The following is a 26,501-nucleotide window of genomic DNA, read 5'->3' on the forward strand; positions in this document are numbered from 1 at the left end:
GGCGGTGACCGGGCGGGGCGCCGACCGAGGGCAGCAGCACGGCACGGACGCCCTCACATCACCGCCGAGGACCTGCCTAACTCGCTCCCCGAGTTGGCGGGGCCTGCGCCTGGCAGGCGCCGGGCACCTGGACCACCCCATGACCACCGGCAGGGTCACAGGCTAGCGCCCTCCGGGCGGGCAGATCCGGTGCGGCAGCCAGGTGGGGAAGCCTCGGCGTTCGTCCCGGGAGAGGTCGCGGCCGAGGACGTCGCAGAGTTCTCTCTTCCAGAGCTCCGGGTCGAGACGGAGGATGTTCACCACCTCTCTGTCGATGCGCCGGAGCAGCGTCCTGCCGTCGTGGGAAGCCGCCAGGAACTCCTGTTCCTCCGCGAACACATAGGACTCGCCGCGGTCCTCGGGGTCCGCCAGGTCCTGGAACCGTACGGAGTTCCCGTTGGCCAGGAAGTACTCCGAGGTGTCCGCCCGGAAACCGTGCTGGAACCCGCCGTACTGGTGCAGCGGTCCGACCGGGCCCAGCACCCTGCTCGGGGCCCGCCCCTCCCGCCCTGCCGACCACACCTCCACCATGGACCCCTTGGTCTGCACGACGGCGAAATCTCCGCTCCGGTCGAGCACGGCGGTGCTGACGTCGGGCCGCAGCCCGACCGCGAGCGCCTTGTTCTCTTTGCCCGTGCGCAGCGAAACGGCATGGACGACCGGGTCTCCGGCGACCAGGAGCTGTACGTGTCCGGGCTCGGGGTGGAAGGAAGCGGTGAACTGTGCCGGGTCCTTGGCGGCGAACGCCAGCCGGCGGACGTCGAACGGCTTCGAGAGACGACGGCCGTCCCGGGCGTTCCAGTGCTCGACGAGGAAGCCGGAGACGGTCAGCAACTGGTCGCCCGGGCCGAAGAAGACCTGCACCATCGTGTCCCGGGGTGGCGGCGCGGTGACGATGTCGGTGGCCGTCCGCAGGGAGGGGAGCTCCCAGACCCGGACCGTGGTCGGGCTGATGAGGTCGGCGGCCAGCGTCGCGTTCCGGTTGCTCTTCACCTGCGGCAGGTCCTGCGAGAACTCGGACCACGCCTTCCTCGAGGGCCGTTTCACCTCTTTGACGACGGTCGACCCTTGCGCGTCCATGCGTACGATGCCCAGGCCGTCCCCGTCCTCTCCGAGCCGGACCACCGTCTCGCCGCCCTCGCCCCAGGCCGCACCGCTGAGCAGCACCGGAGGGCTGTCGGCTGTGACGGTGCTCCAGGTCAAAGGGCGTCCGGTCACCGCGCTCTCGTCCCGGACGATCAGTACGGGCTCTTCCGGCTCGCCCACGAGGGTCAGGTCCTCGTCCTGCGATGTGGGCAGACTCGGGGGCCCCAGGGCCTCCCGTACCTTGCTTCCGGGCCGGGTCCCGACGACGTGCCAGGTGGCGCCCACCGTGCGGACCGCGAAATGGTCCCCCGTACCGTCGGCCGCGATGCTCTTGCACGAGCCGGAGAACTTTCCGGTCGCGTGACGCGTGAGCACCCGTCCGTCCGCCACCCGGACGGCCTCGTACGTGGGGCCGGCCCCCAGCCGCCCGTCCCGGCAGACGGTCAGCACCGCGCCGTTGCCCGACAGGGCGAGAGCCGGGACCTGCGACGCCCGGACGCCCGTCGCGAGCTTCCGCGTGCTTCCCGTGGCGGTGTCGACTCGCACCAGCGAGCCGGTCCCGGTCCTCTTCTGTTCGGCGTCGGGTCGCAGGTGAGCCACGAGCGTGTCGCTGTCCGGCCCGAACCACACCCGGTCGATCGCGGGCGGCCGCCCGGGCAGCTCCCGCGTGTGCCCGGTCGCCAGGTCCCGTATCCGTACCTTCCCGTCGGTCGCGGTGACGACCTCGCGCGCGTCCGGTGAGAAGTCCGCCAGACCGAGGCGTTGGTCGAACGAGGTTCCCGGCTGTCCGAACTCCGCACCGCGGATCTTGTTCTCCCGCCCCAGCACCGCCGTCCCGTCGGTCTTCGCGCGGTTCACGTCGTGCCAGACCAGGGTGCCGCCGTCCTTGGTCGACAGGTAGCCGATCCTGCGGCCGTCCCGGCTGACCATCGGGAAGAACACCTGTTCGGCGAGCGGGAGCCGGGCTCGTACGATCCGCTCGCCCGCGCCCCGGACGAAGAGCACGGTGCCGCCCTTCGAGCTCGTCACCCCGCCGACCTTGGTCGTCACGAGCACCACCCGGCCGTCCGTGCTCGTCGCCATCTGGTCGATCAGGGCTTCGGTCCCGGACAGGGCCCATCTGTCCTGTACGAAGCGGTCGTAGCGTCGCAGCAGCGCGTTGCGGGCCTCCTGGGTGGGGGCGAGGTCGTGAGCCGCCATGGCAACCAGGGCGGCACCGCCCGGGTCGCGCTGCGCCAGCTCGTCCGAGAGGACCGCCAGCGACCGGGACCGCCCCTCGGCCTCCCGTACGGCGCTGACCCGGGATTCCTGGACGAGGAAGGTGCCGAGCCCGGCGACGAGCGCCAGGACGAGGGCGGCTGCGCCCCACGCGACCCGGACGCGGCCGCGCCGGAGCCGGTGGCGGCGGCGTGCGAGGTGGATGAACTCCCTTTCCTGATCTGTCAGTTCGGACTCCCGAACCGACAGCCTGGCTTCCAGAGCGTCCAGTTGCAGCGGTCCGGGCAGCAGGTCGGGGGAACGTCCGGCCGTCTCCCAGCGGTCGAGGTCGTAACGCAGCTCCGCGCGGGCCGCCAGCAGCTCGCTGTCGGTCCTCACCTGCGCGGCCAGCGTCGGCCATGTGGTGATCAGGGTTTCGTGGGCCAGCTCGGCCGTCTGCGTTCCGTCGAGGTCGCCGTGCAGGACGAGCAGGCGACGCCCGGCCAGCGCCTGGGCGATCCGCCACCGCGCCTCGCCCGCCTCCTCGCGGGTGATCATCCGGCGCAGCGGGGAGTCTCCCCCGGGCACCACCCGGACGAGTCCGGTCAGCAGCCGCAGGGCGTCGGCCTCGTCCGCCGGGGCCACGCACTCCCGCCAGGCCTGCTCGGCGTAGCGCGCCAGGGCGCCGGAGACCCCGCCGATCTCGTCGTACGTCTCCAGGCGCAGCCGTCCCCCGGCCCGGCGGTCCCACAGCTGGGACAGGACGAAGCCGAGCAGAGGCAGGATGCCGGGAGCGCCGCCGGCGTCGTCCAGTAGGCGCTCGGCCAGGCCAGGGTCGTACGTCACGGCCGGCAGGGGTCTGACCGGCTCGCGGATCACCTCCTCCAGTTGGTGCCGGGACATGGGAGTGAGAGGGATGGTGGCTCCGCCGTCCAGCGCCGGCCCCAGTACCGGGTGGCTGAGCGCCGCGTCCACGAAGTCGGAGCGAAGGGTCAGGAGCACGCGGATGCCCTCCGGCTGCTGCTCGCGGAAGAGCAGGCCGGCAGCCTCCGCCGCCTCCGCCTCGGAACGGTCCAGGAGGGCCTCGGCCTGGTCGACGACCACGAGGACCCGGGCGGCCCGGGAACCGAGCGTGCGGTGGAGGGTGCCGGCCAGCCCCTGCTCGGTCAGCAAGGACGCCACCGACTCCGGACTGCCGACCGGAGCGGGCCCGCCCCCGCCCGCTGCCCGCTCCGCCACGTGCAGGCTGTACAGCTCGCCGGCGAGCGCGTGGCGCAGGGACGCGATGTGCCCGGCGTTGACCACCAGGACCGCATACCCCTCCTCCCGCATCCGCGGTACCACTCCCGCGAGCACCAGCGAGGACTTCCCGCAGCCGGAGGGGCCGTACACGGTGACCGGGCTGTCGCGGGCCAAGGCGGCGGCCACCCGGGTGATGTCGCCGCCCCGCCCGAAGAAGACCCCGGCGTCGGCTTCCCGGAAGGTGGTGAGCCCGCGGAAAGGCGTGCGCGGAGCGACCAGGGGAAGCAGCTCGGGAAGGGCTGCCAGGAGTGTGCCGGTCCGCAGGGCGAACGCCTGCTGTGCGCCGCGCCCGGGTTCGGCGGCCACCATCAGACCGACGGCCGCGCCGAGGTCGTCGTCCCAGACGGGACTGCCGCTGAAGCCCTGCTTGACGTGCACGCCCTCGCCGTCGCCCCGGGACAGCTGGATCCATCCTTCCCGGGTCGGCCCCCGGAACGTACCGCTGTGCCAGATGCCCCCGGGATGCTCGTCCGTGAAGCCGACGCTCCGGGCGGAGTGGTGCCAGACGCCCTGCGGCGGGTCGACCAGGGGCAGGGGCCGGGCGCCGGGTATCGGTTCCGGCAGTCGCAGGAGGGCCATGTCGCCGGTCCGGTCGGGCCGAACGGGAATCCAGCGCTGAACGACGGCGGTATGGTCACGGCCGTCGTACGCGGCCAGCGGCAGATCGACGGCGACCTCGGCCCCGGTCTCCACGGCGTCCTCCCGAGGCCGGTCCAGGGCGTCGGAGACCACATGGGCGCACGTGAGCACGAGATCGTCGGCCACCAGGAAGCCGGTGCCCGCCACGACGCCGTCCCGGCCCTTGATGCGGACGACGGCGCTCACGAGGGCGGCTTCGGGACCGTACGGGGAGTCGGGGCGCGGAACCGCGCCTTTCGGGGCCGCCTCACGACTGTCCCGGTGGTCCCTGTCCGAGGCGTACAGGTCGCCGTCGCCGGCCCCGTCCCCGCCTCGCGCTCCGTCTGTCACTGGACCCCCACCCGCATCAACCGCTCTGCACCCGCCCGGTATCGGTACCGGAGACCGTCCCGTCGCTCCTGTTCCAGGTCAGGCTCACAGAGAAGTTGGCCGCCGTCGCAGTGCTGGCGATGACGACGTCCGCGGCGGCCGACAGGGACACCCCGAACTGCAGGGTGATCTCGTCCGGCGCCTGGGCCATGCCGGAGAACCGCCCCACGAAGCTCTCCGCCACGGGACGTACGGTGTCCAGCATCTGCCCGAGCGTCTGCTCGGCCCGCGCCACCGTACGGCCGCCCCGCCCGACGCGGACGAGAGCCTCGTCCACCTCACGGATCTGGACCCGGACGGTCTCACTGCTGCCGTCGCCCAGGGGCACTTCCACCGTGTGGACGGGACGTTCACTCATGGCGCCACTCCAATGCTCTGGGGCTCAAGATCGTATCGAGGGCAGCCAGGCGGGGTGGGGGCGTCCGGCGAATGGGGACTGCAGTTCCCCTGTGATGCTGACCACTCGATGCCCGTGCGGCGGCGGGGTGTTGGCGGTCGTCGTCGCCGAGGCCCGCCTGCCCGGCAGGCTGCGGATCGGCGACGCCGCCGCGGGATTCCAGGACCTGGCGACGTCCGGGAGCACCGGCTTGCCCGTGGTCAGGCGGGCCGGGCGGGGGCCCGGAGTTCGAGCTTGTATCCGCCGTGTGGGGTGGGCCCGGCGATGAGGGTGCCGTCGAGCAGTTCGGCGCGTTCCTTCAGGCCGATGAGTCCCTGCCGGGCGCTGGGCAGGGCGAAGGACGGGCGGGTGGGAGCGGTGTTGGTGATCGTGACGCCGAACTCGTGGGCGTCACGCCACAGACGGATGTCGGCGCGGGCCCCAGGGGCGTGCTTGCGTACGTTGGTCAGGGCTTCCTGGACCGTCCGGTAGACGGTGCGCTGGGCGGTGGTGCTGATGTCGGCCGGCAGCTCTCCGGACAGGGTGGTCTCGATGCCGCTGTTGGCGATGAGCTGCTGGAGGTCGGCGAGGGTGGGCTGGGGGGTGAGTTCGGTTTCCTTGCCGCCGGAGGCCCGGAGCAGGGTGACCATGTGGCGGAGTTCGTCGAGGGTGTTCGCGCTGAGGGTACGGATGGTGCGCGCGGCCTCGCGGACGTCGGGGTCCTTGGCGGCGACCTGCAGGGCCCCTGCCTGTACGGCAATGAGGCTGACCTGGTGGGAGACGACGTCGTGCATCTCGCGGGCCAGTTGGGCGCGTTCTCGGGCGAGGACGGTCTGGGCGTACAGGGCGCGTTCGTGTTCGCGGGCCTCTTCGACCTCGACGAGCTGGCGGGCCACGTCGTGCCCGGCCTGGACGAGCTGGCCGAACAGGACGGGGGCAGCGGCCGTGGCAAGCGTGTAGACGAACTGGACGAGCGTCCAGGTGCGGTCGCCGTCGAACGCGTCGGACAAAGGCCAGAGGAGGGTGCCCGCTGTCGCGTTCAGGAGGGCGCAGCCGGCGAGCAGGGGGCGGTTGCGGGTGGATGCGGCCAAGGTGTACAGGGCGGCGATCGGGGCGACCGCGACGTCCATGAACAGGGTCATGGGCAGGGTCAGCAGGAAGACGGCCAGCGGGAATCGTCTGCGCAGGAAAAGTCCGGCGGCGCCCACGGCGGCGCAGGCCCACATCACAGGGGTGCCCTCGCCCAGGAGGTTGATCCAGGCGTCGAGCGCGGCCAGTGCCACGAGGCCCGTGTCGACGGACCAGGGCGGCAGGCGCCGCCACAGCGCCCGGGCCGTGCTCATGGCCGGTTGTCCCGGGTCGCGCCGTCGTCGGTGCGCGTGAGCACTCCGGCGCGCTCGGCGAGCAGTGCGGCCTGGACGCGACTGGTGACCCGCAGCTTGGTGAGGATCGAGCTGACGTGGTCCTTGACGGTGCCCTGGCTCAGGTGGATGCGGGTGCCGATGTCGGCGTTGGAGAGTCCTTCCGCGATCAGGATGAGGACGTCGCGTTCCCGGTCGCTGAGCAGCCTGACGCGCGCTGTGTCCGCGTCCTGGGGTGCTACGGCCCCCGGGTGGCTGCGGAGCAGGGCGCGTGAGGCCTTCGGTGACATCACCACTCCACCCGCGGCCAGGGTGCGGACCAGTTGGGCGAGCTGTTCGGGCTCGGTGTCCTTGAGGAGGAAGCCGGAGGCCCCCGAGCGCAATGCGGTGAGGATGTACTCGTCGGTGTCGAAGGTGGTCAGCATGGCCACGTGCGGCGGTTCGGGCATTTCCTGGATCTGCCGCAGCACGGTCAGGCCGTCCACGTCCGGCATGCGGATGTCCAGGAGCACGACGTCCGGCCGCTCGTCCCGGATCACGTCGGCCGCCTGGGCGCCCTCGGCGGTCGCCACGACCTCGATGCCGTCGGACGCGTTCAGGATCATCCGGAACCCGGACCGCACCAGAGCTTCGTCGTCCACCACCACTACCCGGATCACCGGCGTTCCGCCTCACGCTCTCGTCTGCTCTGTCCAGCTGCTCTGCGACCCGCACGCCCGGGTGCTTCACGTGCTTGTACGGATTCGCCTGACGTCGACCGTACGCCCGGCAGAGTACGTGGCGGTGTGCTCACCCCTGGAATGTGGACACCCGGCGGGTCGGCGCCAGCCGGTCGGGGGGTGCGCTCCGGCCGGTCGGCAGGCCGGCCGGCGATGCTCGGCGGATGGCGCCCGCCGTCCTCGTACCGTGGGGCCGGCCCATGCGACCGTCTGTGGCCCCGCGCCGGGGGCCGCAGCCGCAGCCGCAGCCGACGTCCGTACCGTTTCGAGGACGCGTCCAGGAGCTCCTGCCCGCCCTCGACCGCCACCTCTGACCGTGCGACCACCCCGCCGGTCGGCGGGGTGGTCCCGGCCGGTCGGCGGGGGTGCCACCACAGCCTGACGGATGGTCCGCCTCCGGGCGGCACCGGGAGGTTGTCCGTATGACACAGACGCAGCCGCCACAGCAGACATCCGTTCCGCAGGAGCACGCGCCTCCACGGACGGCGGGGTCGTCCGAGTCCACCGGGAAGCCCTCGGGCGGCCCCTCGATGGGGCGTCTGGTCGGCGTGGACCTGGCCCGTGCGCTGGCGGTGTTCGGCATGTACATCGTGCACATCGGACCGGCCCTGTCGTCCACGCACGGGGTCGGCACCTGGGTTCGCTACCTGGCCGACGGCCACTCGTCGGTCCTGTTCGCCACCCTGGCAGGGTTCTCGCTGATGCTGATCGCCGGCCGCCGTGAGCCGAAGACCGGCCTGGCCGGCCGGCAGGCGAAGGCCCGGATCGCGATCCGGGCCGTGATCCTGCTCGCGCTGGGCACGGTTCTGGCGATGGAGTACGGGGGCGTGATCATCCTCGGCTTCTACGGCGTCTACTTCCTCCTCGCCCTGCCAATGCTGCGGCTGTCCGCCAAGGCACTGGCGATCACCGCAGCCGGGCTCGCGCTCGTCACACCTCAGCTGGCATTCGCCCTGAACTCGCAGCTCAGCGAATCCGTCCAGCAGACCGTCAACGCCTACGACCCGCTCAAGAAGGTCAGTGAGGTCGGCGTACTCGACCTGCTGCTGACCGGCTTCTACCCGACGATCACCTGGATGTCGTTCGTGGTCGCCGGCATGGCACTGGCCCGCCTCGACCTCTCGGCCGTCTCCGTCCAGCGTCGCCTGGCCGCGCTCGGCGCCGCCCTGACCGCCGGCGCGTACGGGCTGTCCCTGCTCGTGGCGGGCAAGGACGCACTGCGCAGCATGGCGGAGGGCGGGAAGTCGTCCGGCGCGTTCGAGAAGGGGCCGTCCTTCGGCAGCGGATCCTTCGACGCCCCTCAGCGGGCGGCCTCGGAACTGCTGACCGCCGGGCCGCACAGCGGCACCACCTTCGACATCATCGGCAGCGTCGGCGTCGCCATCCTCGTGATCGTCGGTGCGACGGTGCTCATGGACCGCGTGGCGCGCCTGCGCCGTCTGGCCAGGCCCGTCATCGCCGTGGGCACCATGTCCCTGACGGCGTACGTCGGGCACTTCCTCGCCCAGTCCGTGCTCGGCGTATCGGCCGGCGAAAGCAGCCAGGCCTCCTGGATCCCCGTGCTCGCGTTCATCCTCGGGGCGATCGTGTTCGCCGCGCTCTGGTCGCGCTTCTTCCGCCGGGGACCGTTGGAGGCGCTGCTCAACGCCGCCACCAAGCCGGCGAAGCACGTCCGCTGACGCCGGGCCGGGGCGGGCGGCCTGTCACGGCCCGCCCCGGCTCCGACTGCCCTCGCGGGCCGCACACCTCGACCGCCGGGCCGGCACCCCGCCGAACGGCTGAACCAGGCCCCGATCAGCTCGGGCAGGAACGCTCGACGCCGCCGACCACGGACGGTGGATCCTAGGCTGCGGCCGGGCTGACGAAGTCCTGACGAGCATGCTCCTCGCGCGGCGGGGACCGGCCCCTCTTACTCCGTACGTGTTGTCGCCCCGGAACCGGAATCCACATGACCTTCGTCCTCATCGTGATCACCGCCGTGACTGCCGGGTGGGCGCTCGCCGCCCGCAGGCTTGAGCGGGGGCACGTCAGAGCCCCTGTGGTGCTGGTCCTCGCGGGCGTCGGCACCGGGGTGTTCACGCACAGCCAGATCGCGGTGACGCTCAACTCCGAGATCGCCCAGCACGTGGCCGAGGTCATCCTGGCGGTCCTGCTGTTCGTCGACGCCACGGAACTGCCGGGCGGGCGGCTCTTCGGCAACCACCCCGGCGCAGCCGCCCGCACCCTGCTGGTGGCACTGCCCCTGAGCCTGGCCGCCGTCGTTACGCTCGGCACGCTGATGCTCCCCGACCTGCCCGCGGTGGTCCTCCTGATCATCGCGTGCATCATCGTCCCCACCGACTTCGCGCCGGCCGAGACCCTCGTGCGGGACACCCGGATCCCGGCACGCGTCCGCGACGTCCTCAACGTGGAGAGCGGCTACAACGACGGCATCATCTCGCCCGTCTTCCTCTTCGCGCTCGTCCTGGCGGGCTCCACCTCACAGGCGCACACCCCCTTGCAGGCACTGGGCACGGCCGTTCCGTTCGCTGCGAAGGCCCTGGTCGTGGGTGCCGCCCTCGGTTCCCTGCTCGCCTGGCTGATGATCACGGCCGATCGCAGGCAGTGGATGACCGGACAGTCCCGACGCGTCCTCGTCCTGGTCACACCGCTGCTGGTCTACACCGTGACGGTGGCGGCCGGCGGCAACGGCTTCGTCGCCGCTTTCGTCTGCGGGATCGCCTTCCGGTACGTCCGCCAGACCCCGGCCCGGCGGCACGAAACCCGAGGCGCCGACCCCACGGACTTCCGCCTCGTCGAGGACACCAGTTCGATCATGACCATGTGCATGTGGTTCTTCTTCGGAAACGCCGCCGTGCTCGCCCTGACCGACGGCCTCCACGTGCCGACCGTGCTGCTCTGCCTCGCCGCGCTCACCGTCGTACGCATCGCTCCGATCCTGCTCGCCTTCCTCGGATCGGACTTCACCCGGGGGGAACGGCTCATGATCGGGTCCCTCGGGCCCCGCGGCACCACCTCGATCGTGTTCGGCCTGCTCGCCTTCAACGCCCTCCCCGACGGCCCCGCTGCGGACACCGCCCTGTACGCCATGACCATCACCGTGCTCGCCAGCGTCCTGCTCCACGGCCTCGCCTCCACACCCCTCGCCCGCCTGCTCACCACCGCCGGCCCCGCCACGACAGCCAGCCCGGAGCAGGTCCGCTGAACACCCGAACCGGCCGGGTCACACCTGGGCCGCCCGCGGCAGTCCGCTCGGTTCAGCGGGACCCCGCCGGCCCCTGCCCCATGGGCGGGCATGAAGACTCCGGAGTCCGGTGCCACCACCAGCGCTGCCCCCGCCATGCGGCGGGGGCAGCGCTCGGCCACTTCTGTCACCCGGCGGGGCGCCCGGCCGGGGTCAGGAGCTGGGTCGTGGCGAGCTGTGCGTACAGCTCGTCCCGCTCCACCAGCTCCTCGTGGGTGCCGATCGCGCGGACCCTGCCCTGGTCCATGACGACGATGCGGTCCGCCTCCGTCACCGTCGACAGGCGGTGCGCCACCACCAGGACGGTGGTCTCGCGTGCCGTCTCGGCGATGACGTGCCGCAGCGCCACCTCGTTGACCGCGTCGAGCTGCGAGGTCGCCTCGTCCAGCAGCAGCAACCGGGGCTTGCGCAGCAGTGCGCGGGCGATCGCGACGCGCTGGCGTTCACCGCCGGACAGCTTCGAACCGCGGTGCCCGACCAGGGTGTCCAGGCCGTACGGGAGACGCTCGACGAGGGTGTCGAGCCTGGTGCGGGCGAGGACGGCGCGGATGTCGTCGTCCGTCGCGGCGGGCGCGCTGAAGACCAGGTTCTCCCGCAGGGTGCCGGCGAGCACCGGCGCGTCCTGCTCGACGTACCCGATGGCGGACCGCAGCCCGGACAGGGGCCATTCCCGTATGTCCGTGCCGTCGACCAGGATGCGTCCGCCGGCCGTCTCGTAGAACCGCTCGACGAGTGAGAAGAGCGTCGACTTGCCCGCACCCGACGGCCCGACGAAGGCGGTCATTCCGGCGCCCGGCACTTCGAAGTCCACCTCCTGGTGGATGTACGGCAGCCCGGGACCGTAGCGGAAGGAGACTTTCTCGAAGCGGACGGACGCCGGACGCTCCTCGGCCTGCGCCGGCTCGTGTGTGGCCGACGGCTCCGCCGGCAGGCGGTCCACTTCCTTGATGCGAGCGATCGCGGCCGCACCCTCCTGGTAGGCGGAAGCGGACTCGACCAGCCTGTACACCGGTTCCATCAGGTAGAACAGGTACAGCAGGAAGGCGATGAGCGTGGAGACGGGGATGTCCCCGGACGCGACCCGCGCCCCGCCGACCGCGAGCACCGCGAGGAACGCCAGCTCGACGGCGAGGTTGTCCGCCGTTCCCAGCAGGGCCTCCCACTTCGCGCCGCGCACGCCGTGGCGCCACGCCCGGCGGGCAGAAGCCTCGAGGCGGGCGGTCTCCCTCTCCTCGGCGCCGGACGCCTTCACGGTGCGGAACGCGCCGAAGGCCCGCTCCAGGCCGGTGGACAGCTCCCCGACGGCGGCCTGGGAGCGTTCGGCGGCCTGCCCGATCTTCGGCATCACCAAGGCGGCGCCCGCCCCGACGACCGCGACCACCACGAGGGTGACGCCGAGCAGGACTGCGTCGAGGAAGGCCATCACCACGACCGCCGCGATCAACGTGACCGTCCCGGTCGCGGCGTTGACCACCGCCTGGGTGCTGACGGCCCGCAGCAGCGTGGTGTCGGAGGTCACCCGGGACATCAGATCACCCGGCTGCATCCGGTCCACCGCCGAGAGCCGCAGCCGCAGCAGCCGGCCGATGAGGCTGCGGCGAGCGGCCAGGACCACCGACTCCGCCGTCCGCTCCAGGACATAGGCGCCGAACGCCTCGGCCACCGTGCTCAGCAGCACCAGTGCGGTCAGCGCCGCCAGAATGCCGGCAAGGGTGCCACCGGACGAGAGCCGCTCAACCAGCTCCTTCGTGGCCAGCGGCTGCAGCAGTCCCCCGGCGGCCCCTGCCAGCGCCAGCAGCAGACCAAGTACGACGGTCCACCGGTGCGGGCGGACGTACCCGTACAGCGCCTTGAGCGTCTCCCGGACGCGCAGGCACTCGGCACCCGTCGCCTCCGGGGCGGATGCGGTGTTCACAAGATTCCCTATCTCTCGGTGGCCGGCCCCGCACCGCGTCAGCAGCAGCGGGCACCGGCCGGAACGGGCCTTGGCGCTCGGCTCATGGAGTCGGCTCGACGGCCGTCGCGGCGAGCGTGTGCACCACGACAGCGCAAAGGTCAGGGCGGACGACAGCCAGACAGAGGACACTCGCCACCAGCGCCATGCCGGGGAACTCCCAGAGCCCGCTCGCGTGCCGCCGGGCGTTCCCACGGGCCCCTGCTCCCGTCGACAGCCGACGGGAAGTGCCGGGTTCCAGCTCCTGCGTACGCTCTGTCATGCCACCAGCCTGGAGGCCGAGGCGTTCCGTGGGCCATCCGACGATCGTCGGCTCCACCCCCGCCAAGTGGCTGGAACCCCCAGCACACACCGTGATCGCCCGGTGTTCGGCTGTTGTGCAGATCTGCTGGTCCCGTCCACTGCCGGACCGCTGTCCGCACCGGAAAATGGAGACGCGGCACAGTCGGCCGCCGGGCTGCGGGGCACAGAGCCGCGCGCCAGCGGTCACCACCGCATGACCGAGGTTCGGTGACGTCGCCGGCGTCTACACCAAGAGCGACCGGGCCGCCGAACTCCTCGGCCGGACGCCGAAGCTGTCTCTCGAGGACGGCATCCGGTCCGCTCTGGAGTGGACCCCGGTCCGCGACAAGCTGCAGGAGCACTGTGAAGACCGCCTCTCGCACGCACCCGCTTCCGGCCGAAGCAGTACGGCACCCACCGCGCCCCCGAGGAGCCCCAGTTGCTCGAAGGTCCGCAAGCGGCTCCGGGTGCACAGGGGTTCGGCAGCCGTCGCGGAAACGCGGGCTGCCGGACGGCGATCGATCAAGTCGCCCGATTCCGCCCGTCGGCGTCGGGCAGGACGGGAAACTCTGCACTACCCGCCCGCCGTGGTCACCAACTCACCGGTAAGGGCGCGCATGCGTGTCGCGTCGGCGCGCGGTGGCGCGCCGAACTGGCGCTTGTACTCCCGGCTGAACTGCGAGGGGCTGTCGTATCCCACGCTGGAGGCGACTGCGGTCACGTCGTTGGGGCGGCGGGCCAGCAGCAGCCGGGCTGCCTGCAGCCGGATCTGCTTCTGGAACTGGATCGGGCTCATCGCGGTGACCGACTGGAAGTTCCGGTGGAACGCGGAGACGCTCATCCCGGAAGACCGGGCCAGGTCCTCGACCCGAAAGGCCTCGGCGTAGTGCTCGCGGATCCAGCCAACCGCCCGGGTGACGTGGGTCAGGCCGCTGTCCGCGAGGCCGAGCTGCCGGACCGTCTCTCCCTGCTCCCCCGTCATCAGCCGCCAGAGGATCTCGCGCTTGATCAGAGGGGCCATCACCCGGCGGTCACGCGGCCGGTCCAGCAGGCGCAGCAGCCGCACGACGGCGTCGATCAGCTCGGCCGGTGCGTCGCTGACCGTGATCCCGGGCCGGGTCGACCGGGACGACGGCGGCAGGTCGCCGGGCCCCGCCCGGAGCATCAGCTCCGCGATGACGGCGGGATCCAGCGTCATGCCGAATCCGAGTTCGGGCCCCTGTGCGATGCGGCCCACCACCGGCAGGTCGGCCGAGGCGACCAGGTACTGGCCCACCCCGTACTCGTACACCCTGTCTCCGAGCGCGAGCCGCTTGGCCCCCTGGGCGATGACCGCCAGCACCACGCCGGACATCGTGTACTCCGGCTCGGCGCCCGGTTCGGCCCGGCAGATCCGGACGCCGTCGATGGCCGTGCTCAGATCGGGCCGCGCATGGCGGCCCAGCAGGTCGCGGAGCTCGTCGAGAGACATGCCCCCATCTCATCACGAGTCCCGCAGGATCCCCCTGGCAGCAGGAGGATCGTGCAAGAACGTAAGAAGATCGGGCGGGCCGCTGCGTGCCGGGCCGGCCAGGGCGTCTAATCCCCGGTGTGCGCGTAGTGCGCAATGATCCGGCCACGGGCGCTGGCATGAAAGCGCAGGTGGAAGCCGACCAGGGCCGGCGACGCGTCCGCATCCGGGCCCAGTTTCTCCCGGTCGACGGCATACACCGTGAACACGTACCGGTGCGGGCCGTCCCCTGCCGGAGGTGCCGCTCCCCCGAAGTCCCTGCTGCCGTAGTCGTTCCGTACCTGCACGGCACCGGTGGGCAGCCCGGTGAAGTCTCCGGTTCCGGCCCCCGCCGGCAGCTCGGTGACGTGCGCCGGGATGTCGAAGACCGTCCAGTGCCAGAACCCGCTGCCGGTCGGCGCATCCGGGTCGTAGCACGTGACCGCGTAACTGCCGGTGCCCTCGGGCCCGGCCGACCAGCCGATCTGCGGCGAGGAGTTCCCCTTCGCGTACACGTGTGCGTCCGGGAGGGTCCCGCCGTCGGTCACGTCCGTGCTGCTCACCGACAACTCGGGCACCGGCGGGTGGAAGGCGTGCGGCAGAGGAGGCCGTTGCACCTGATCGCTCAACGTCTTGCTCCTTCATCGTGTCTACGAGGGCTGCTGCCCTGGGCGTGTCCCCATCGGAACACGGACCCGGCGAGCAGGGCGTCCGCCCGGCAGGATCGTGCAAGAGGTTGCGATCTTTGCCCGGTGCCGGAGCGCAGGTGCGGCGTCGGCGGCTACGGACTCTTCGGTGACGACGGTCTGCTCGCCTCCCACGTTGCGGCACACATCGTCTTCTACATCGCCGCGGCCCTGCACATCGGGCTCGTGCTCGAGCACCAGCTCGTCGACCGCGACCACTTGCTACACCGCATGCTGTGACGTGCTCGTCCCGGTCGAGGGTGTTACGCATGGGAGACAGGGTCACCGTTACCGCGCCGTGAGGGCTGCAGACGAGATGCGTGAAACCGGGATGTCTGCGTCGCTGCTGTAGCGGTGGTGGAGACGTGCGCCGTTGCGTGTCACCCTCGGGCCGTTCAGGCGGCCCGAGGGTGACACGGGTTCAGTTCACGTGCTTGTCGAACCACTCGACCAGCTGCTCGGGGTGCTCGGAGAAGTAGTTGTAGCCGTCCCAGCGCCGGGTGCTGCCCTCGATCCAGAACAGCTTCTTGTCGCCGACGGGGACGGCGTTGAAGATCGCCTGCACGTCGGAGGGCTTGGTCAGTGCGTCGTCATGCACCTGGGTGATGAAGGTGGGCACCTGGCAGTTCTTGGCGTACTCGATCGGCGACACCTCGTCGATGGTGAAGCTGAGGTTCAGTTCCACCTCCCGGTCCACGGCCTCGAACTGGTCCGCGATCCCCATCGCCTCAAGGTTGCGCTCGACCATCGCGCGCATCGAGATCGGCTGGATGGCGACCAGGGCGTGCACGTCCGCGAAGAGCTCCGGATGCCGGGTCATCGCCATGAACGTGGCGTTGGCGCCCATGCAGCGGCTGAGCAGGCCCACCTTCATGGTGGCCGCGTCGGGGCGGGATCTGGCGTACCGCAGCGAGCCGGCCACGTCGCGGGACTCGAACTGGCCCCAGGTGAAGATGAAGCCGTTGGCGTCGCCGCTCTGGCCGTGGTTGCGTGCGTCGTAGGTCAGCACGTTGTAACCGGCCTCGTGCAGGTGCTGGTACTCCCGCATGTAGTTGACCTCGATGGTGTTGCCGGGGACGAACTGCCACGGCGGCAGGTGCGAGGGGAAGCCGTAGCGGTTCATGGGCATCGGGTGGTTGGCGATGATCAGCTTGTCCGAGCCCGGGCAGGGGATCCACCACGCTTCCAGCGGGGTGCCGTCCAGGGAGGGGAACGTGACGTCCTCGTACGCCATCCCGTACTCGTCCGGCGTGTGCAGGATCGGCGCACGCACCGGGCTGCTGAGGCCCTTCGCCAGACCCTTGACCATCTCCGAAACATCCGCCATGACATTGCCTCTTTCTGTTTCTGTTTCTGTTTCTGTTTCTGTTTGGTGGTGAGATCGTCTGGTATTTCCTTCGGCTATATGAACTTAACTTTCGGGCTGGGGAGAAGCCACTGGTGAAAGGTGTACTGGCAGGGCACCCCTCCTTCCGGGATGGGCCCGGGATTCCGCCCTAATCTGGAAACCGTGGACAATGCAGCCGAGACCCGGGAGTTTCTGACCTCCCGCCGCGCCAGGATCAGCCCGCAGCAGGTGGGGCTGCCCGACCATGGCCCCCGTCGGGTACGGGGACTGCGGCGCGCCGAGGTCGCGCAGCTCGCCGGGGTCAGCGTCGAGTACTACGCGCGGCTGGAGCGCGGCGATCTGTCCGGTGTGTCGGACCAGGTCCTTGACGCCCTCGCTCGGGCGCTGCGGCTGAGTGAGGACGACCGCACCCATCTGGAGGATCTTGCCCGCGCCGCCGGTCCGGGGCGTCGGCGCCGACGCCGGGCGGCCGCCGCCTCGGTACGGCCGAACCTGCAGCGCCTCCTGGACTCCATGACCTGCCCGGCGTTCGTCCTGAACGGCCGTGGTGACGTCCTGGCCGCCAACAGCCTCGGCCGCGCCCTGTACGCCCCCATGATCGAAGCTGCCGGGGGCACCACCCCCAACCATGGCCGGTTCATATTCCTGGACCCCCGCTCCCGCCAGTTCTGGGGCGACTGGGAAAGCGCCGCCGACAACCTGGTCGCGCTCCTGCACGCCCAGGCGGGCCGCGACCCCTACGACAAGGACCTCACCGACCTCATTGGTGAGCTGTCCACCCGCAGTGACGATTTCCGTACCCGCTGGGCCGGCCACGACGTCCGCCAGTACCACCAGGGCGCCAAAGCCATCCACCACCCCGTGGTCGGCACCCTTCACCTCGCCTACGAATCCCTCGACCTGCCCGCCGACGGCCTCATCCTGTTCGCCTACGGCGCCGAGCCGGGCAGCGACTCCGAAGACGCGCTGCGCATCCTGGCCAGCTGGACCGCCGGCCACGTCCCCGAGCCGACCGAGCGCTCCCCCGGTAGGACGAGCAACGTCCGGCGGCCCGGTGTCCGGCAAGACGCCCCCCGCACCGACGACTGACAGTGAGGATTGGCCATGGCACCGCTCGGGGGTCTGACTCTTCGACTGACTGGCGCTTCGGCTGTCCTGCTCCGGAATCGTCGGCCTGCCGGGCGGTGCCACCCGGCGTGTGGCCGGTCGGGCTTATGTGACTTCACAGGAGCCCGGCCAAAGGTCCCATCACTGTCTTGTCCGTCTGCCCGACCGGCCCGCGCCCTCCCATCGGCGCGCGTTGGAAGGGCAGCACACAACAGCATGGCAGCACAGGACATAGCGGTGGTCGGCGGGATCGACACCCACGCCGACCTCCACCAGGCCGCGGTCATCGACAGCATCGGCCGGCACCTGGCCACCGAGCAGTTCGAGACCACCCCGACCGGCTACCGCAGGCTGCTGGACTGGCGGCGCTCGCACGGCGAGGTCCTGGCCGTCGGGATCGAGGGGACAGGCGCCTACGGTGCCGAGATCGCCCGGTTCCTCACCGCGAACGAGGTCACCGTGGTCGAGGTGGACCGGCCCGACCGCAAGGCCAGGCGTGACAACGGCAAGTCCGACGCCATCGACGCCTACGCGGCCGCGACCGCGGTCCTGTCGGGGCGGGCCGCGGGCACGCCCAAGGCCCGCAACGGGATCGTAGAGGCGATCCGGGCCCTGCGGGTGGTCCGCAAGAGCGCCGTCAAGGCCCGCACCCAGACCCTCAACCAGGTCCGCACCCTCATCGTCACCGCGCCCTCCAGCGCCCGGGACAAGCTGCGCGGACTGTCCGCGAAGGATCTGATCGACACCCTGGCCCGCTCCCGCCCCACGGGCGAACTCGCCGACCCGGCCTGCGCGGTGAAGACCGCACTACACAGGCTCGCCCGCCGCTACCAGGCACTCGACGAGGAGATCAAGGAGGCCGACCGGGAGATCGCTCCGCTGGTCACCCAGGCCGCCCCCAGGCTCATCGCCCTGCCAGGCGTCGGCCCGGAAACCGCTGGCCAGCTGCTGGCCAGCGCGGGCGACAACCCCGACCGACTCCGCTCCGAGGCCGCTTTCGCCCACCTCTGCGGGGCCGCTCCGGTCCCGGCCTCCTCCGGCCGCACCAACCGCCACCGCCTCAACCGCGGTGGCGACCGCGCGGCCGACAACGCGCTGCACACCATCGTCCTGGTCCGCATGAAGTACGACCAGCGCACCCAGGAGTACTTCGCCCGCCGCACCGCCGAAGGCATGACCATGACCAAGAAGGACATCGTCCGCTGCCTGAAACGGTTCGTCGCCCGCGAGGTCTACCGCCATCTACCCCACACAGCCCGAAACCACGAACCGCTCCCGCAGACCACTTGACGATCTATAGGAGCTTCCGGAGCGGTGAAGGCAGCACAGCAGCCAAGATCGCCACCGCCCTCGGCATGCCGCTGGTACCGAAACTCGAAGAGATCGCACCGAAGGCATTCGCCGACCGGATCAAGCGCACCGGAATCGTCAACGCGATGCACGACGAGAACTTCAACAAGGCGGTCGAGAACACCGGCGACGCAGGCTCGTGGTCGCCGGCATCACGACCGAGGTCTGCGTCTGCGTCGTGTTCCCGGACCTCCGAATGCTCGACGAGGGGCACGAAGTGCCGGTGGTCACCGACGCGTCGGTTACCTTCACCAAGATCGGCGACGATGCCGTGCCGCGCTCCGTCGCGTGGAGCAGACCGGCGCCGTGATCACCTCGACGGCACCGATCATCTCCGAACTGACGGTCGACTGGACCTCCCCCAGGGGTCAGGGGCCGGCCGCCCCGATGGGGCTCTGACCCGGCCCCCCACCGAGTCGAACAGCCCCGCGGGGCAACCGTGACGGGCGCGGTCCCGGCGCCCGCGCCACCCCGCCGCTGCTGTCACAGTGTGCCTCAGCCCGGACCAACTCGGTCCGGCTCAAGGTGCGTTCGCCTGCGGCAGACGACCCTGCACGAACCACTCGACGATGTGATCCCGGGCTTCCCGAGCAGACATCGACCCGGCCGCACCCCACCAGGGAGGCGCCGGGTTCTGACGTCCTCCTGTCTGCAACCTCTACTCCCAGCCTCCGTCCGGCGACACCCTCCACACCGCGACAGCGACCGGCTCCTCGCCGACGGGAACCCAACCGATCTGCTTGTCGTATCCACCGTGCGGGGTCGGGGACTGGTGGGAGCGGGCGGGCTGGTGGGGGGCGTGGATGGTCTTCACGGCCGCCGGGGGTGGCTGCCGCTACTGGGCGGCAGGCCGGGTCTTCGGCGATGGAACGGTGTCCGCGCCTACTCGATGGTGTTCACCCTGGGCACCCCTGGGCCGCGCAAGGGAAGCGTCCGACTGAGGACGAGGTTGGTGGTGGTGCTCCCGAACTCGGCCAGCTCGTCGACGATCTCCTCCAGGTGGGTCATCGACGTGGCCGCCACCTTCATGACGTAGCAGTCGTCTCCGGTGGTGCGCAGGCACTCCATGATCTCCGGACGGTTCTCCAGCAGCCGGCGCAGCGGCTCGTGCCGGGTTCCCGGCCCCGGGTACTTGAGCCGGACCACGGCCATCACCGGGTAGCCGATCCGCTCGGGGTTGACCTCCGCGCGGTACCCCGTGATCACCCGGCCCTCTTCGAGCCGGCGCACCCGCTCCTTGGTGGCCGACGCGCTCAGGTTCACCCGCCGCGCCAGCTCGGTGAACGGGATCCGGCCGTCCCGTTGGACTTCCGTCAGGATCGCCCAGTCCGTTGCATCGAGACTCTCGGTCATACACCGATTCTACCGGCGGATCCACGGTTGAACCGCCCCTGAACAGGCGCGAAGCCCTTCTGGCAGCCCGTACGTCGTGCCTAGGGTTGGCCCTTATGAAGATCGGAGTGAACGTCCCCAATTTCGGCCCGGGCACTGACCCCGGAGTGCTGCGGAGCTGGGCTCAGACCGTGGAGGGCCTGGGCTTCGACCTGCTGATGCTCTCGGACCACATAGCCATCACGCCGGACGTCGCCGAGCGCTACCCGGCACCCTTCTACGAGCCCTTCACCACCTTGTCCTGGCTGGCCGGCCTCACCACCCACGTCCGGCTCGGCACGACGGTCCTCATCGCTCCCTACCGCCACCCCCTGCTCACCGCCCGAATGGCGGCCAATCTCAGTGAACTGAGCGGCGGCCGGCTGGTCCTCGGCGTGGGAGTGGGCTGGGCACGGCAGGAGTTCGCAGCCCTCGACATCCCCTTCTCACAGCGCGGGCAGCTGACCGACGATCACCTGCGGGACATCCGGGATGCCTGGAAGGACACCGCCACCTACGGCAAGCGCCGGATCCCGGTGTGGGTCGGCGGCAACAGCGACGCGGGGCTGCGCCGGGCCGTACGGCTCGGAGACGCATGGCATCCGCTGCGCCCCACCGTGCCGTGGCTGCGCGAAGCCGCAGGCAGGCTGCAGACGTACGCGGACGAGCAGCACGTGCCCGCGCCCGCCCTGGCTCCCCGCATCGCGCTGCATCTCACCGAGGAACCGGTCGACGGAGCAGGACGGCTCGCCGGTCAGGGCACCATCGACCAGATCATGGACGACCTCGACCAACTGCGGCTGCTGGGGGCCACGTCCGTCGTCCTCGACACCTACCCGGGCGACCCCCGCGCGACATGTCACCCGCAGGCGGCCTGGCAGGCCCTCGCCACCGTGGCCGCGCACCTCCCCCCAACCGGCACCCCACCCCGCGCCACGATGGAGCAGTCATGACCACACCCGAGGACCACGCCCTGCTGCGGCGGGCCATCTCGCTCGCAGCCAAGGCACGCGCGAGCGGCAACCCGCCCTTTGGATCTCTGCTGGCAGGACCGGACGGGACGATCCTGGCCGAGGAGCACAACACCACGCTCACCGACAACGACGTCACCGCACACCCGGAACTGAAACTGGCAAGGTGGGCCGCGAGAGAACTCGACCCGGAGACGGCGGCGAGCACCACGATGTACACCAGCTGTCAGCCGTGCGGAATGTGCGAGGCCGTCATCCAGTGGGCCGGGCTGCGACGAGTGGTGTTCGCCCTCTCCAACGAACAGCTCCTGGACATCAGGCCGGGCAGCAGCCGACCCCCCGTGCCGCAGGACGGCCCCGCGCTGCTGGACGAGGTCCGGGCTGTGGTCAAGCCCTACTACCGCTGACTGCCGGCCCCGGGGCGCAACCCACTGAGGGCTCGCAGAAAATCGGGGGTTACGTCCGGACGGGCTGCGGGGATGTGACGCCACACCGATCCTGGGGGCGCGACCTCCAGCCGGTCGCAGGTCATCGTGCACGAAGACAGCCGGAGACTTCCGACAGTCACCAACCGGCCGGAGGAAGTCACCGGTGACTTCCGGCAGACCGGTGAGGTCCGCGAAAAGCACCGTGACTTGTGCGGGGTCACCGGAGGGTTTCCGGCGCACCGAGGTGGCCGCTACCAGGGGGACCACTTCGACCTGGTGCCGACGGAGACCGGGCAATAGCCAGGGGAGCGGGGCGCCCAGCCGAACGGGCTGCCCGCCGGCCGGTACGGCGGGGTGGCCTGTGGCAGGCTGCCGAAGCGCACCATCTCGCCGTAGACAGCCCGGGGTACTACTCCGGGGGCGCTGCCTGCCAGGTGCCGTGGCATACATCGAGCCCGGGCGTCGGCGCGCAGCCACTGCGTCGGCCATTCATCCGATGATGTGGGCACCGTGCCGGCGCGTACGAGGAACACCGGCCACCTTGCCAGCGGCCGGTACCGCACCCCCGTAGGTGTCGAACCACGCGCCGCCCCGCGGCACGGCCCGCCCGGGCCGGCGGGCGACCCAGCACACACGCACGGAAGTCCCGGGCCCCGGCCGACCAGTTGCCCCCGCCATCGCGCCGCCTCCGCGCTCCAGGCACTCGCCGGAAGACTCAGACCCATCTCCGGGTCTGGTGCGTCTGCTCGGTAGCAGGCTTCGCCGAGCGCCAGCCACCCCGGTCCGCAACACCCCCGAGACGAGTTGCCCCACCGGCAGAGGCGGCTGGCCACACATCACACACGACCCCGTACGCACAGACGTAACGCCGGCCGGGGAAGCAGCGCAGCCCGCGGGCGAACACCAAACGCGTGACGGCTACGCCTGCCACTGCTGGGACCAGGCCGCGCGAGCCGATGGCTTCACGTTCAGGGGAGCCTCGCCTCGCGCCGCTTACGCCTGCCGCAGCTGCCACTGCTCCTTCGTGATCTCGTACCGTACGCCCCCGTGCTCGGAGCCTTCGATCGCCATCATGTCGTCCGGCGTGGGGATGCTCTCCGCAAGCGTCATCCCCAGCTTCTCCATGACGTTGCGCGAAGGGCGGTTCACCGTCATCGTCTCGGCCCAGACCATGCGGATGCCGAGTTCGGCGAACCCCTTCGCCAGCAGCGCCTGCGATACTTCGGTGGCGTAACCCCGGCCCCAGGCCGCCTGACGCAGGCGGTAGCCGAGTTCGGCCTCCTCACGCGGGCCGCTGCGCAGCGGACGCAGGCAGAACCAGCCGACGAACGCGCCGCCGTCCTTCTCGTATGCGGCGAACAGGCCGAGCTCGTGATCCCAGCGCTCGTAGCCGGCGAGGATGCTGGGGATGGCGAGATCGCGGACCTCCTCCGGCGGGGTCGGAGCGCCGCCGCTCAGGTAGCGCATCACCGCCGGGTCGCTGTCCAGCTCGATCAGCAGGTCCGCGTCGGCAGCCACCAAGTGGCGGAGGGTCAGACGCTCGGACTCAAGGTAAGTGATCACGTGAGGATCATGACCGAGGCAGGTCGGCCGGTCCATTGAGTTTTTCGGGCCGCAGCCGTGACCGGGTGGGGGGTGCCGGCGGAGGGCAGGAGCACGGCACGGCCGCCCTCACATCGCGGCCGAGGAGCTGTCTGAATCGCTCCCCGGGTTGTTGAGGCTTTGGGGGCCATTTTCGTCGTTATGGCATTCGCCCCGGTGAGTCATGACTCAGTCGGATGCCAGCGCGGCCACTCCGTCGAGGATCCGTTCCAGGTCGAAGTCCAGCGGGCTCGCCTTCCGCGGTGCGAAGGCGCCCGCCGCGATCGCCTGGGTCAGGGTGGGGAAGCGCTGCTCGTGGCGCTCCAGGGCTTGGGCCGTCAGGCGCGCCCACTCGTCGCTCGCTGCGTCGTCGTGGTCGACGTACTGCTGGGCGACGATGCAGACGTGGCCCACGAGCAGCAGGAACGTGTCATGCCGCTGGGCGGGTGTCAGGCCTGATCCGGCCAGTGCGGCCAAGACCGCTTCGAGCCAACCAAGTTGGTGCGGGCCCATGATCTGACGGCGTGTTCCGGTCGCCGCCAGGATCCACGGGTGGCGACGGTACATCGCCAGGCACTGCCGGGCCCATTCGGTCAGCTGGGGGCGCCAGCCACCGGGAGTGTCGCCGACTTCGGCCGGGGGACCGATGGCGAGGTCGACCATCAGGTCGAGGAGTTCGACCTTGCCGGGGACGTACCGGTAGAGCGCCATGGCGGTGACGCCGAACTCCTTGGCGACCCTCGCCAGCGAGACCGCGTCCAGCCCTTCCGTGTCGGCGATGTCGAGGGCCGCCTCGGCGATGCGGGTCGCGGAGAGCGAGGGTTTCGGGCCCCTGCTCGGAGGCTCCTGCTCGCCCCAGAGCAACGCGAAGCTCGCCTTCACGTCGCCTGGCCGTCGACAAGGTCGTACTGCTCGGTCACTCCTACGGAAGCGCCTTCGGCCTGGGGCTCGCCCGCGAGTTCCCCGAGCGCTACTCCGCATGCGTCGGCACCGACCAGAACATCCACGACGCCGGTCGCGACGACTCCGTACACCAGGCCCTGCTCGCCCGGCTGCGCGCGGGCGGAAAGCGGAAGGAACTGGCGGCGGTCTAGGCGCTCCACCCCGACGAGCGTCAATGGACGGCCCGCGAACGCGCGATGCACGCCAAGCTGCTGGCCATCAGCGACCCCCTGACCCTGGAGACGATGAAGAAGATCGTCATGGGGTCCCTGTGGTTCTCACCGCCGCACTCGCTGCGCGAGCTGGGGCGCTTCCTCCAGGGGATGACCCTCTCGGAGCAGATCACTCAGGGCACCGCCGGGTTCGACGACTGGGCGGACGGCACCACGCTCGAGCTGCCCTTCTTCCTCTTCCAGGGCGAGAAGGACGTCCTCACCTCGCCGGAGCTCGCCCGCCGGTTCTTCGACAGCGTCCAGGCGCCGGTGAAGGCATTCGCGCTGATCGAGGACTGCAGTCACCCTCGATCCGGGCAGACATGCCGAGACTCCACGCGAAGACCGCTCCGGCCCGTGTCCCATCCGCGCCCTTCGGAGCGGCGAACAGCCGGTCGGCCTCCTGGGCGAGCGTGACGACGTGGCGGTGCCCTGGTCGACTCGCGCCCGGACTTCGTCGAGGGGATCAGGCTGCACCGTCCGGTCGTCGGCTGCCGCGAGGTGCTGGCCGGGAGAGTGCGCTGGTGGTCGACACAGAGGTGTTGACGGCCCCCGGACGGCAGTCCGATCCCTCCGACGCCGCTGATCTGCAGGCGAGGAGCCGGTCGATCGCGCTCCCACACGGGTTCGGACCCGGGTGGGGCCGGACAGTCATGCGAAAGACGGCCATCGATCGGCGGCCCACTCCGGCCAGCCCGGCCAACCAGGCGGCGGACTGCCGACTTCATGCCCCCCGAGCTCCGCGGCGTTTGGCTCCTCGAACAGCGTCCTCCAGTGCACGAGGTCCGCCTCACTGATCGGGAAGGTCTGGTCCGGAGTGGTCGACTGGCGATGGGCGATCCGAGCGCGTTGGGTCTCCAGGTCCACCGGCACGTACACGAGGTCGCAGAACGCGCCCACCGACTCCACCAACCAGCGGATGGCGGACCTCTCGTCACGAGACCAGCATCCGAAATCCAAGACCACGTCGGTTCCGAGCCTCAGCGCATCCAGGGCAAGCGAGAGCAGCCGTCCTTCCAGGACATCGCGCTTCCCGTCCGCCTCCGGCTCACCGAACAGCGGAATCATCCACTCATCAGGCGTCAGCCGAAGCGCGTTGTGCTCCTTGGCCAGTTGCCGAGCTCTTGTGGTCTTGCCGGCCCCCGGAAGGCCGACTGTCAGAAACAACGTGGTCACACCCGGATCGTTCACGGAAACCACGGGGAGGACAACTGCTTTCTCCACCGAGATCGCCAGGCCCGCGTCGCGGCTCCCGGCAGAGAGCGACCTGGCTGGTTACGCCGCACACTTCTCGGGATCTCCCCAGTGGATCACGACGCTGCTTGGTCCGGAAAAGTCATCCGCATCGATCCGAGCGCGCCGAGTGGGTTTCCGGCAGTTACCGACCAGCCGGAGGGAAGTCACCGGTGAGTTTCCGGTCGTACAGGCAGCCGACCTGCATTGGGGGGCCATACCCGGTCGGTGAGGCACCAACGGGTGTGTCACCGGACCGGACCCCGTCGTGCTCGTCAATCGGTCGGCTGATGAGCACCCGTGGCTGTGGGGGCGGTCCACGCGAGCAGCATGTGGAGGGCGTCGTGCGACGAGGTGTCCGGCTGGGCAGCGTACGTGATCAGTGCCTGGTCGGGGTCGTCGGCTGCGCGCAGGCTCTCGTAGGTCAGTTCCAGGTCGCCGACCAACGGGTGGTGGAACCGCTTGATGCCCGAGGTCTTGTCCTGGACCGGGTGTTCCGCCCACCAGCGGCGGAAGTCCTCGCTCTTCAACGACAGCTCCCCGATCAGGTGTGCCAGTCGCGGGTCGCCGGGGCCGTTCCGGCCGGCCTCCAGGTGGAGGTAGGCCACGTTCTCGCGGGCGCAGGCGGACCAGTCCGCGTACAGGTCTCGGGACGCCGGGTCGAGGAAGGTGATGCGGGCGATGTTGCGCTCGGCCGGGTCCATGGCGGCGTAGTCGCCGAAGAGGGCGGCCGCTGCCGGGTTCCAGGCCAGGATGTCCATGTGCCGGCCCATCACCAGGGCCGGCATGTCGTTCAGTTCGTCCAGCAGTCGCTGGAGCATCGGCCGTACGTGCTGCCGGCCGGCCTGGTGCCGGCGCGCCGGACGGGTGGTCTGCCGCGGTTGGGCCAGCTGGTGCAGGTGCCGGCTCTCGTCGTCGTTCAGCCGCAGTGCACGGGCCAGGGCGTCGAGCACGGTGTCCGAGGGGTTGGCCACGCGGCCCTGTTCCATCCGCGTGTAGTAGTCGATGCTGACTCCTGCGAGCTGGGCGACCTCCTCGCGGCGCAGGCCGGCGACCCGGCGCGTGCCGCCGAAGTCCGGCAGGGCCACATCCCGTGGGTGGAGGCGGGCGCGGCGGGTCCGGAGGAAGTCGCCGAGGCTGGTTACGGTGCTCATACGACGATTGTGGCCGGTCAGGGCGGTGGGGGGGGGGGGGCCCCGGGGGGCCCCCCGCCCC

Annotated in this window: 23 protein-coding genes; 9 read left to right on the top strand and 14 right to left on the bottom strand. The window is 70.7% G+C overall.

The annotated features are described in order from the left end of the window. Positions 1-162: 162 nt before the first annotated feature. The 4 genes from LG634_RS19545 to LG634_RS19560 form a co-directional block, all read right to left on the bottom strand. The gene (locus tag LG634_RS19545) at positions 163-4,449 is read right to left on the bottom strand and encodes a serine protease (RefSeq protein WP_226735167.1); all 4,287 of its coding nucleotides are present in this window, start codon (positions 4,447-4,449) and stop codon (positions 163-165) included. Positions 4,450-4,609: 160 nt separating this feature from the next. Beyond that, positions 4,610-4,990, bottom strand: a complete 381-nt coding sequence (locus tag LG634_RS19550; RefSeq protein ID WP_226735168.1) for a CU044_2847 family protein — start codon at positions 4,988-4,990, stop codon at positions 4,610-4,612. Positions 4,991-5,229: 239 nt separating this feature from the next. Further along, positions 5,230-6,351, bottom strand: coding sequence for a sensor histidine kinase (locus LG634_RS19555; protein WP_226735169.1), 1,122 nt, complete (start codon positions 6,349-6,351; stop codon positions 5,230-5,232). Then, entirely contained in the window at positions 6,348-6,974 is a 627-nt protein-coding gene (locus LG634_RS19560) for a response regulator (protein WP_264203340.1), read from the bottom strand. The genes LG634_RS19555 and LG634_RS19560 overlap by 4 nt, the downstream gene beginning before the upstream one ends. Positions 6,975-7,510: 536 nt before the next feature. Here LG634_RS19560 and LG634_RS19565 point away from each other — a divergent pair. Together LG634_RS19565 and LG634_RS19570 are read left to right on the top strand one after the other, a co-directional pair. Further along, positions 7,511-8,767: a DUF418 domain-containing protein gene (locus LG634_RS19565; RefSeq protein ID WP_226735170.1), complete on the top strand. Its 1,257-nt coding sequence runs from the start codon at positions 7,511-7,513 to the stop codon at positions 8,765-8,767. Between the two features lie 269 nt (positions 8,768-9,036). After that, a complete protein-coding gene (locus LG634_RS19570) occupies positions 9,037-10,293 on the top strand; it encodes a cation:proton antiporter domain-containing protein (RefSeq protein ID WP_226735171.1) in 1,257 nt (418 codons plus the stop codon). Positions 10,294-10,459: 166 nt separating this feature from the next. Here the strand turns inward: LG634_RS19570 and LG634_RS19575 are convergent, their stop codons facing one another. From LG634_RS19575 to LG634_RS19585, 3 genes are all read right to left on the bottom strand, one after another. Next, positions 10,460-12,247 (bottom strand): ABC transporter ATP-binding protein, encoded by a 1,788-nt coding sequence (locus LG634_RS19575; RefSeq protein ID WP_226735172.1) that lies wholly within the window; start codon positions 12,245-12,247, stop codon positions 10,460-10,462. A gap of 895 nt (positions 12,248-13,142) precedes the next feature. Continuing rightward, positions 13,143-14,039: an AraC family transcriptional regulator gene (locus LG634_RS19580; protein WP_226735173.1), complete on the bottom strand. Its 897-nt coding sequence runs from the start codon at positions 14,037-14,039 to the stop codon at positions 13,143-13,145. Between the two features lie 107 nt (positions 14,040-14,146). Continuing rightward, positions 14,147-14,686 (bottom strand): YbhB/YbcL family Raf kinase inhibitor-like protein, encoded by a 540-nt coding sequence (locus LG634_RS19585; protein WP_226735174.1) that lies wholly within the window; start codon positions 14,684-14,686, stop codon positions 14,147-14,149. Between the two features lie 123 nt (positions 14,687-14,809). Between LG634_RS19585 and LG634_RS19590 the strand changes: the two genes are divergently transcribed. Then, positions 14,810-14,983, top strand: coding sequence for a hypothetical protein (locus LG634_RS19590; protein ID WP_226735175.1), 174 nt, complete (start codon positions 14,810-14,812; stop codon positions 14,981-14,983). A gap of 181 nt (positions 14,984-15,164) precedes the next feature. Here the strand turns inward: LG634_RS19590 and LG634_RS19595 are convergent, their stop codons facing one another. Then, positions 15,165-16,070: an alpha/beta hydrolase family protein gene (locus LG634_RS19595; protein WP_226735176.1), complete on the bottom strand. Its 906-nt coding sequence runs from the start codon at positions 16,068-16,070 to the stop codon at positions 15,165-15,167. Between the two features lie 183 nt (positions 16,071-16,253). On the opposite strand from LG634_RS19595, the gene LG634_RS19600 reads away from it, so the two are divergent. From LG634_RS19600 to LG634_RS19610, 3 genes are all read left to right on the top strand, one after another. Then, positions 16,254-17,180 (top strand): helix-turn-helix domain-containing protein, encoded by a 927-nt coding sequence (locus tag LG634_RS19600; RefSeq protein ID WP_226735177.1) that lies wholly within the window; start codon positions 16,254-16,256, stop codon positions 17,178-17,180. A 234-nt stretch (positions 17,181-17,414) separates the two neighbouring features. Further along, a complete protein-coding gene (locus LG634_RS19605; RefSeq protein WP_226735178.1) occupies positions 17,415-18,488 on the top strand; it encodes an IS110 family RNA-guided transposase in 1,074 nt (357 codons plus the stop codon). A 199-nt stretch (positions 18,489-18,687) separates the two neighbouring features. Beyond that, positions 18,688-18,858, top strand: coding sequence for a cysteine hydrolase family protein (locus LG634_RS19610; protein WP_308072588.1), 171 nt, complete (start codon positions 18,688-18,690; stop codon positions 18,856-18,858). A 572-nt stretch (positions 18,859-19,430) separates the two neighbouring features. Here LG634_RS19610 and LG634_RS19615 read toward each other — a convergent pair. Beyond that, positions 19,431-19,901 carry an Lrp/AsnC family transcriptional regulator gene (locus LG634_RS19615; protein ID WP_226735179.1) on the bottom strand — a complete coding sequence of 157 codons (471 nt, stop codon included), beginning with the start codon at positions 19,899-19,901 and terminating at the stop codon, positions 19,431-19,433. 95 nt (positions 19,902-19,996) lie between these two features. On the opposite strand from LG634_RS19615, the gene LG634_RS19620 reads away from it, so the two are divergent. Together LG634_RS19620 and LG634_RS19625 are read left to right on the top strand one after the other, a co-directional pair. Continuing rightward, the gene (locus LG634_RS19620) at positions 19,997-20,872 is read left to right on the top strand and encodes a TIGR03619 family F420-dependent LLM class oxidoreductase (protein ID WP_226735180.1); all 876 of its coding nucleotides are present in this window, start codon (positions 19,997-19,999) and stop codon (positions 20,870-20,872) included. Further along, complete coding sequence (locus LG634_RS19625; RefSeq protein ID WP_226735181.1) at positions 20,869-21,297, top strand: nucleoside deaminase; 429 nt, start codon at positions 20,869-20,871, stop codon at positions 21,295-21,297. The genes LG634_RS19620 and LG634_RS19625 overlap by 4 nt, the downstream gene beginning before the upstream one ends. Positions 21,298-22,311: 1,014 nt before the next feature. Here the strand turns inward: LG634_RS19625 and LG634_RS19630 are convergent. The 3 genes from LG634_RS19630 to LG634_RS19640 form a co-directional block, all read right to left on the bottom strand. Next, positions 22,312-22,881: a GNAT family N-acetyltransferase gene (locus LG634_RS19630; RefSeq protein WP_226735182.1), complete on the bottom strand. Its 570-nt coding sequence runs from the start codon at positions 22,879-22,881 to the stop codon at positions 22,312-22,314. A gap of 207 nt (positions 22,882-23,088) precedes the next feature. Next, positions 23,089-23,781 carry a TetR/AcrR family transcriptional regulator gene (locus tag LG634_RS19635; protein ID WP_226735183.1) on the bottom strand — a complete coding sequence of 231 codons (693 nt, stop codon included), beginning with the start codon at positions 23,779-23,781 and terminating at the stop codon, positions 23,089-23,091. Beyond that, the gene (locus tag LG634_RS19640) at positions 23,778-24,044 is read right to left on the bottom strand and encodes a hypothetical protein (RefSeq protein ID WP_226735184.1); all 267 of its coding nucleotides are present in this window, start codon (positions 24,042-24,044) and stop codon (positions 23,778-23,780) included. The genes LG634_RS19635 and LG634_RS19640 overlap by 4 nt, the downstream gene beginning before the upstream one ends. On the opposite strand from LG634_RS19640, the gene LG634_RS19645 reads away from it, so the two are divergent. Continuing rightward, positions 24,039-24,470: an alpha/beta fold hydrolase domain-containing protein gene (locus tag LG634_RS19645; protein ID WP_226735185.1), complete on the top strand. Its 432-nt coding sequence runs from the start codon at positions 24,039-24,041 to the stop codon at positions 24,468-24,470. The genes LG634_RS19640 and LG634_RS19645 overlap by 6 nt on opposite strands. Positions 24,471-24,704: 234 nt before the next feature. Here the strand turns inward: LG634_RS19645 and LG634_RS19650 are convergent, their stop codons facing one another. Both LG634_RS19650 and LG634_RS19655 read right to left on the bottom strand, forming a co-directional pair. After that, complete coding sequence (locus tag LG634_RS19650) at positions 24,705-25,229, bottom strand: P-loop nucleotide/nucleoside kinase family protein (protein ID WP_226735186.1); 525 nt, start codon at positions 25,227-25,229, stop codon at positions 24,705-24,707. Positions 25,230-25,561: 332 nt separating this feature from the next. Then, on the bottom strand, positions 25,562-26,440 hold the full coding sequence (locus LG634_RS19655) for a helix-turn-helix transcriptional regulator (protein WP_226735187.1): 879 nt from the start codon (positions 26,438-26,440) through the stop codon (positions 25,562-25,564). Positions 26,441-26,501 lie beyond the last annotated feature (61 nt).

This window comes from Streptomyces bambusae (assembly GCF_020532645.1).
In the GTDB taxonomy this organism is placed as follows: domain Bacteria; phylum Actinomycetota; class Actinomycetes; order Streptomycetales; family Streptomycetaceae; genus Streptomyces; species Streptomyces bambusae.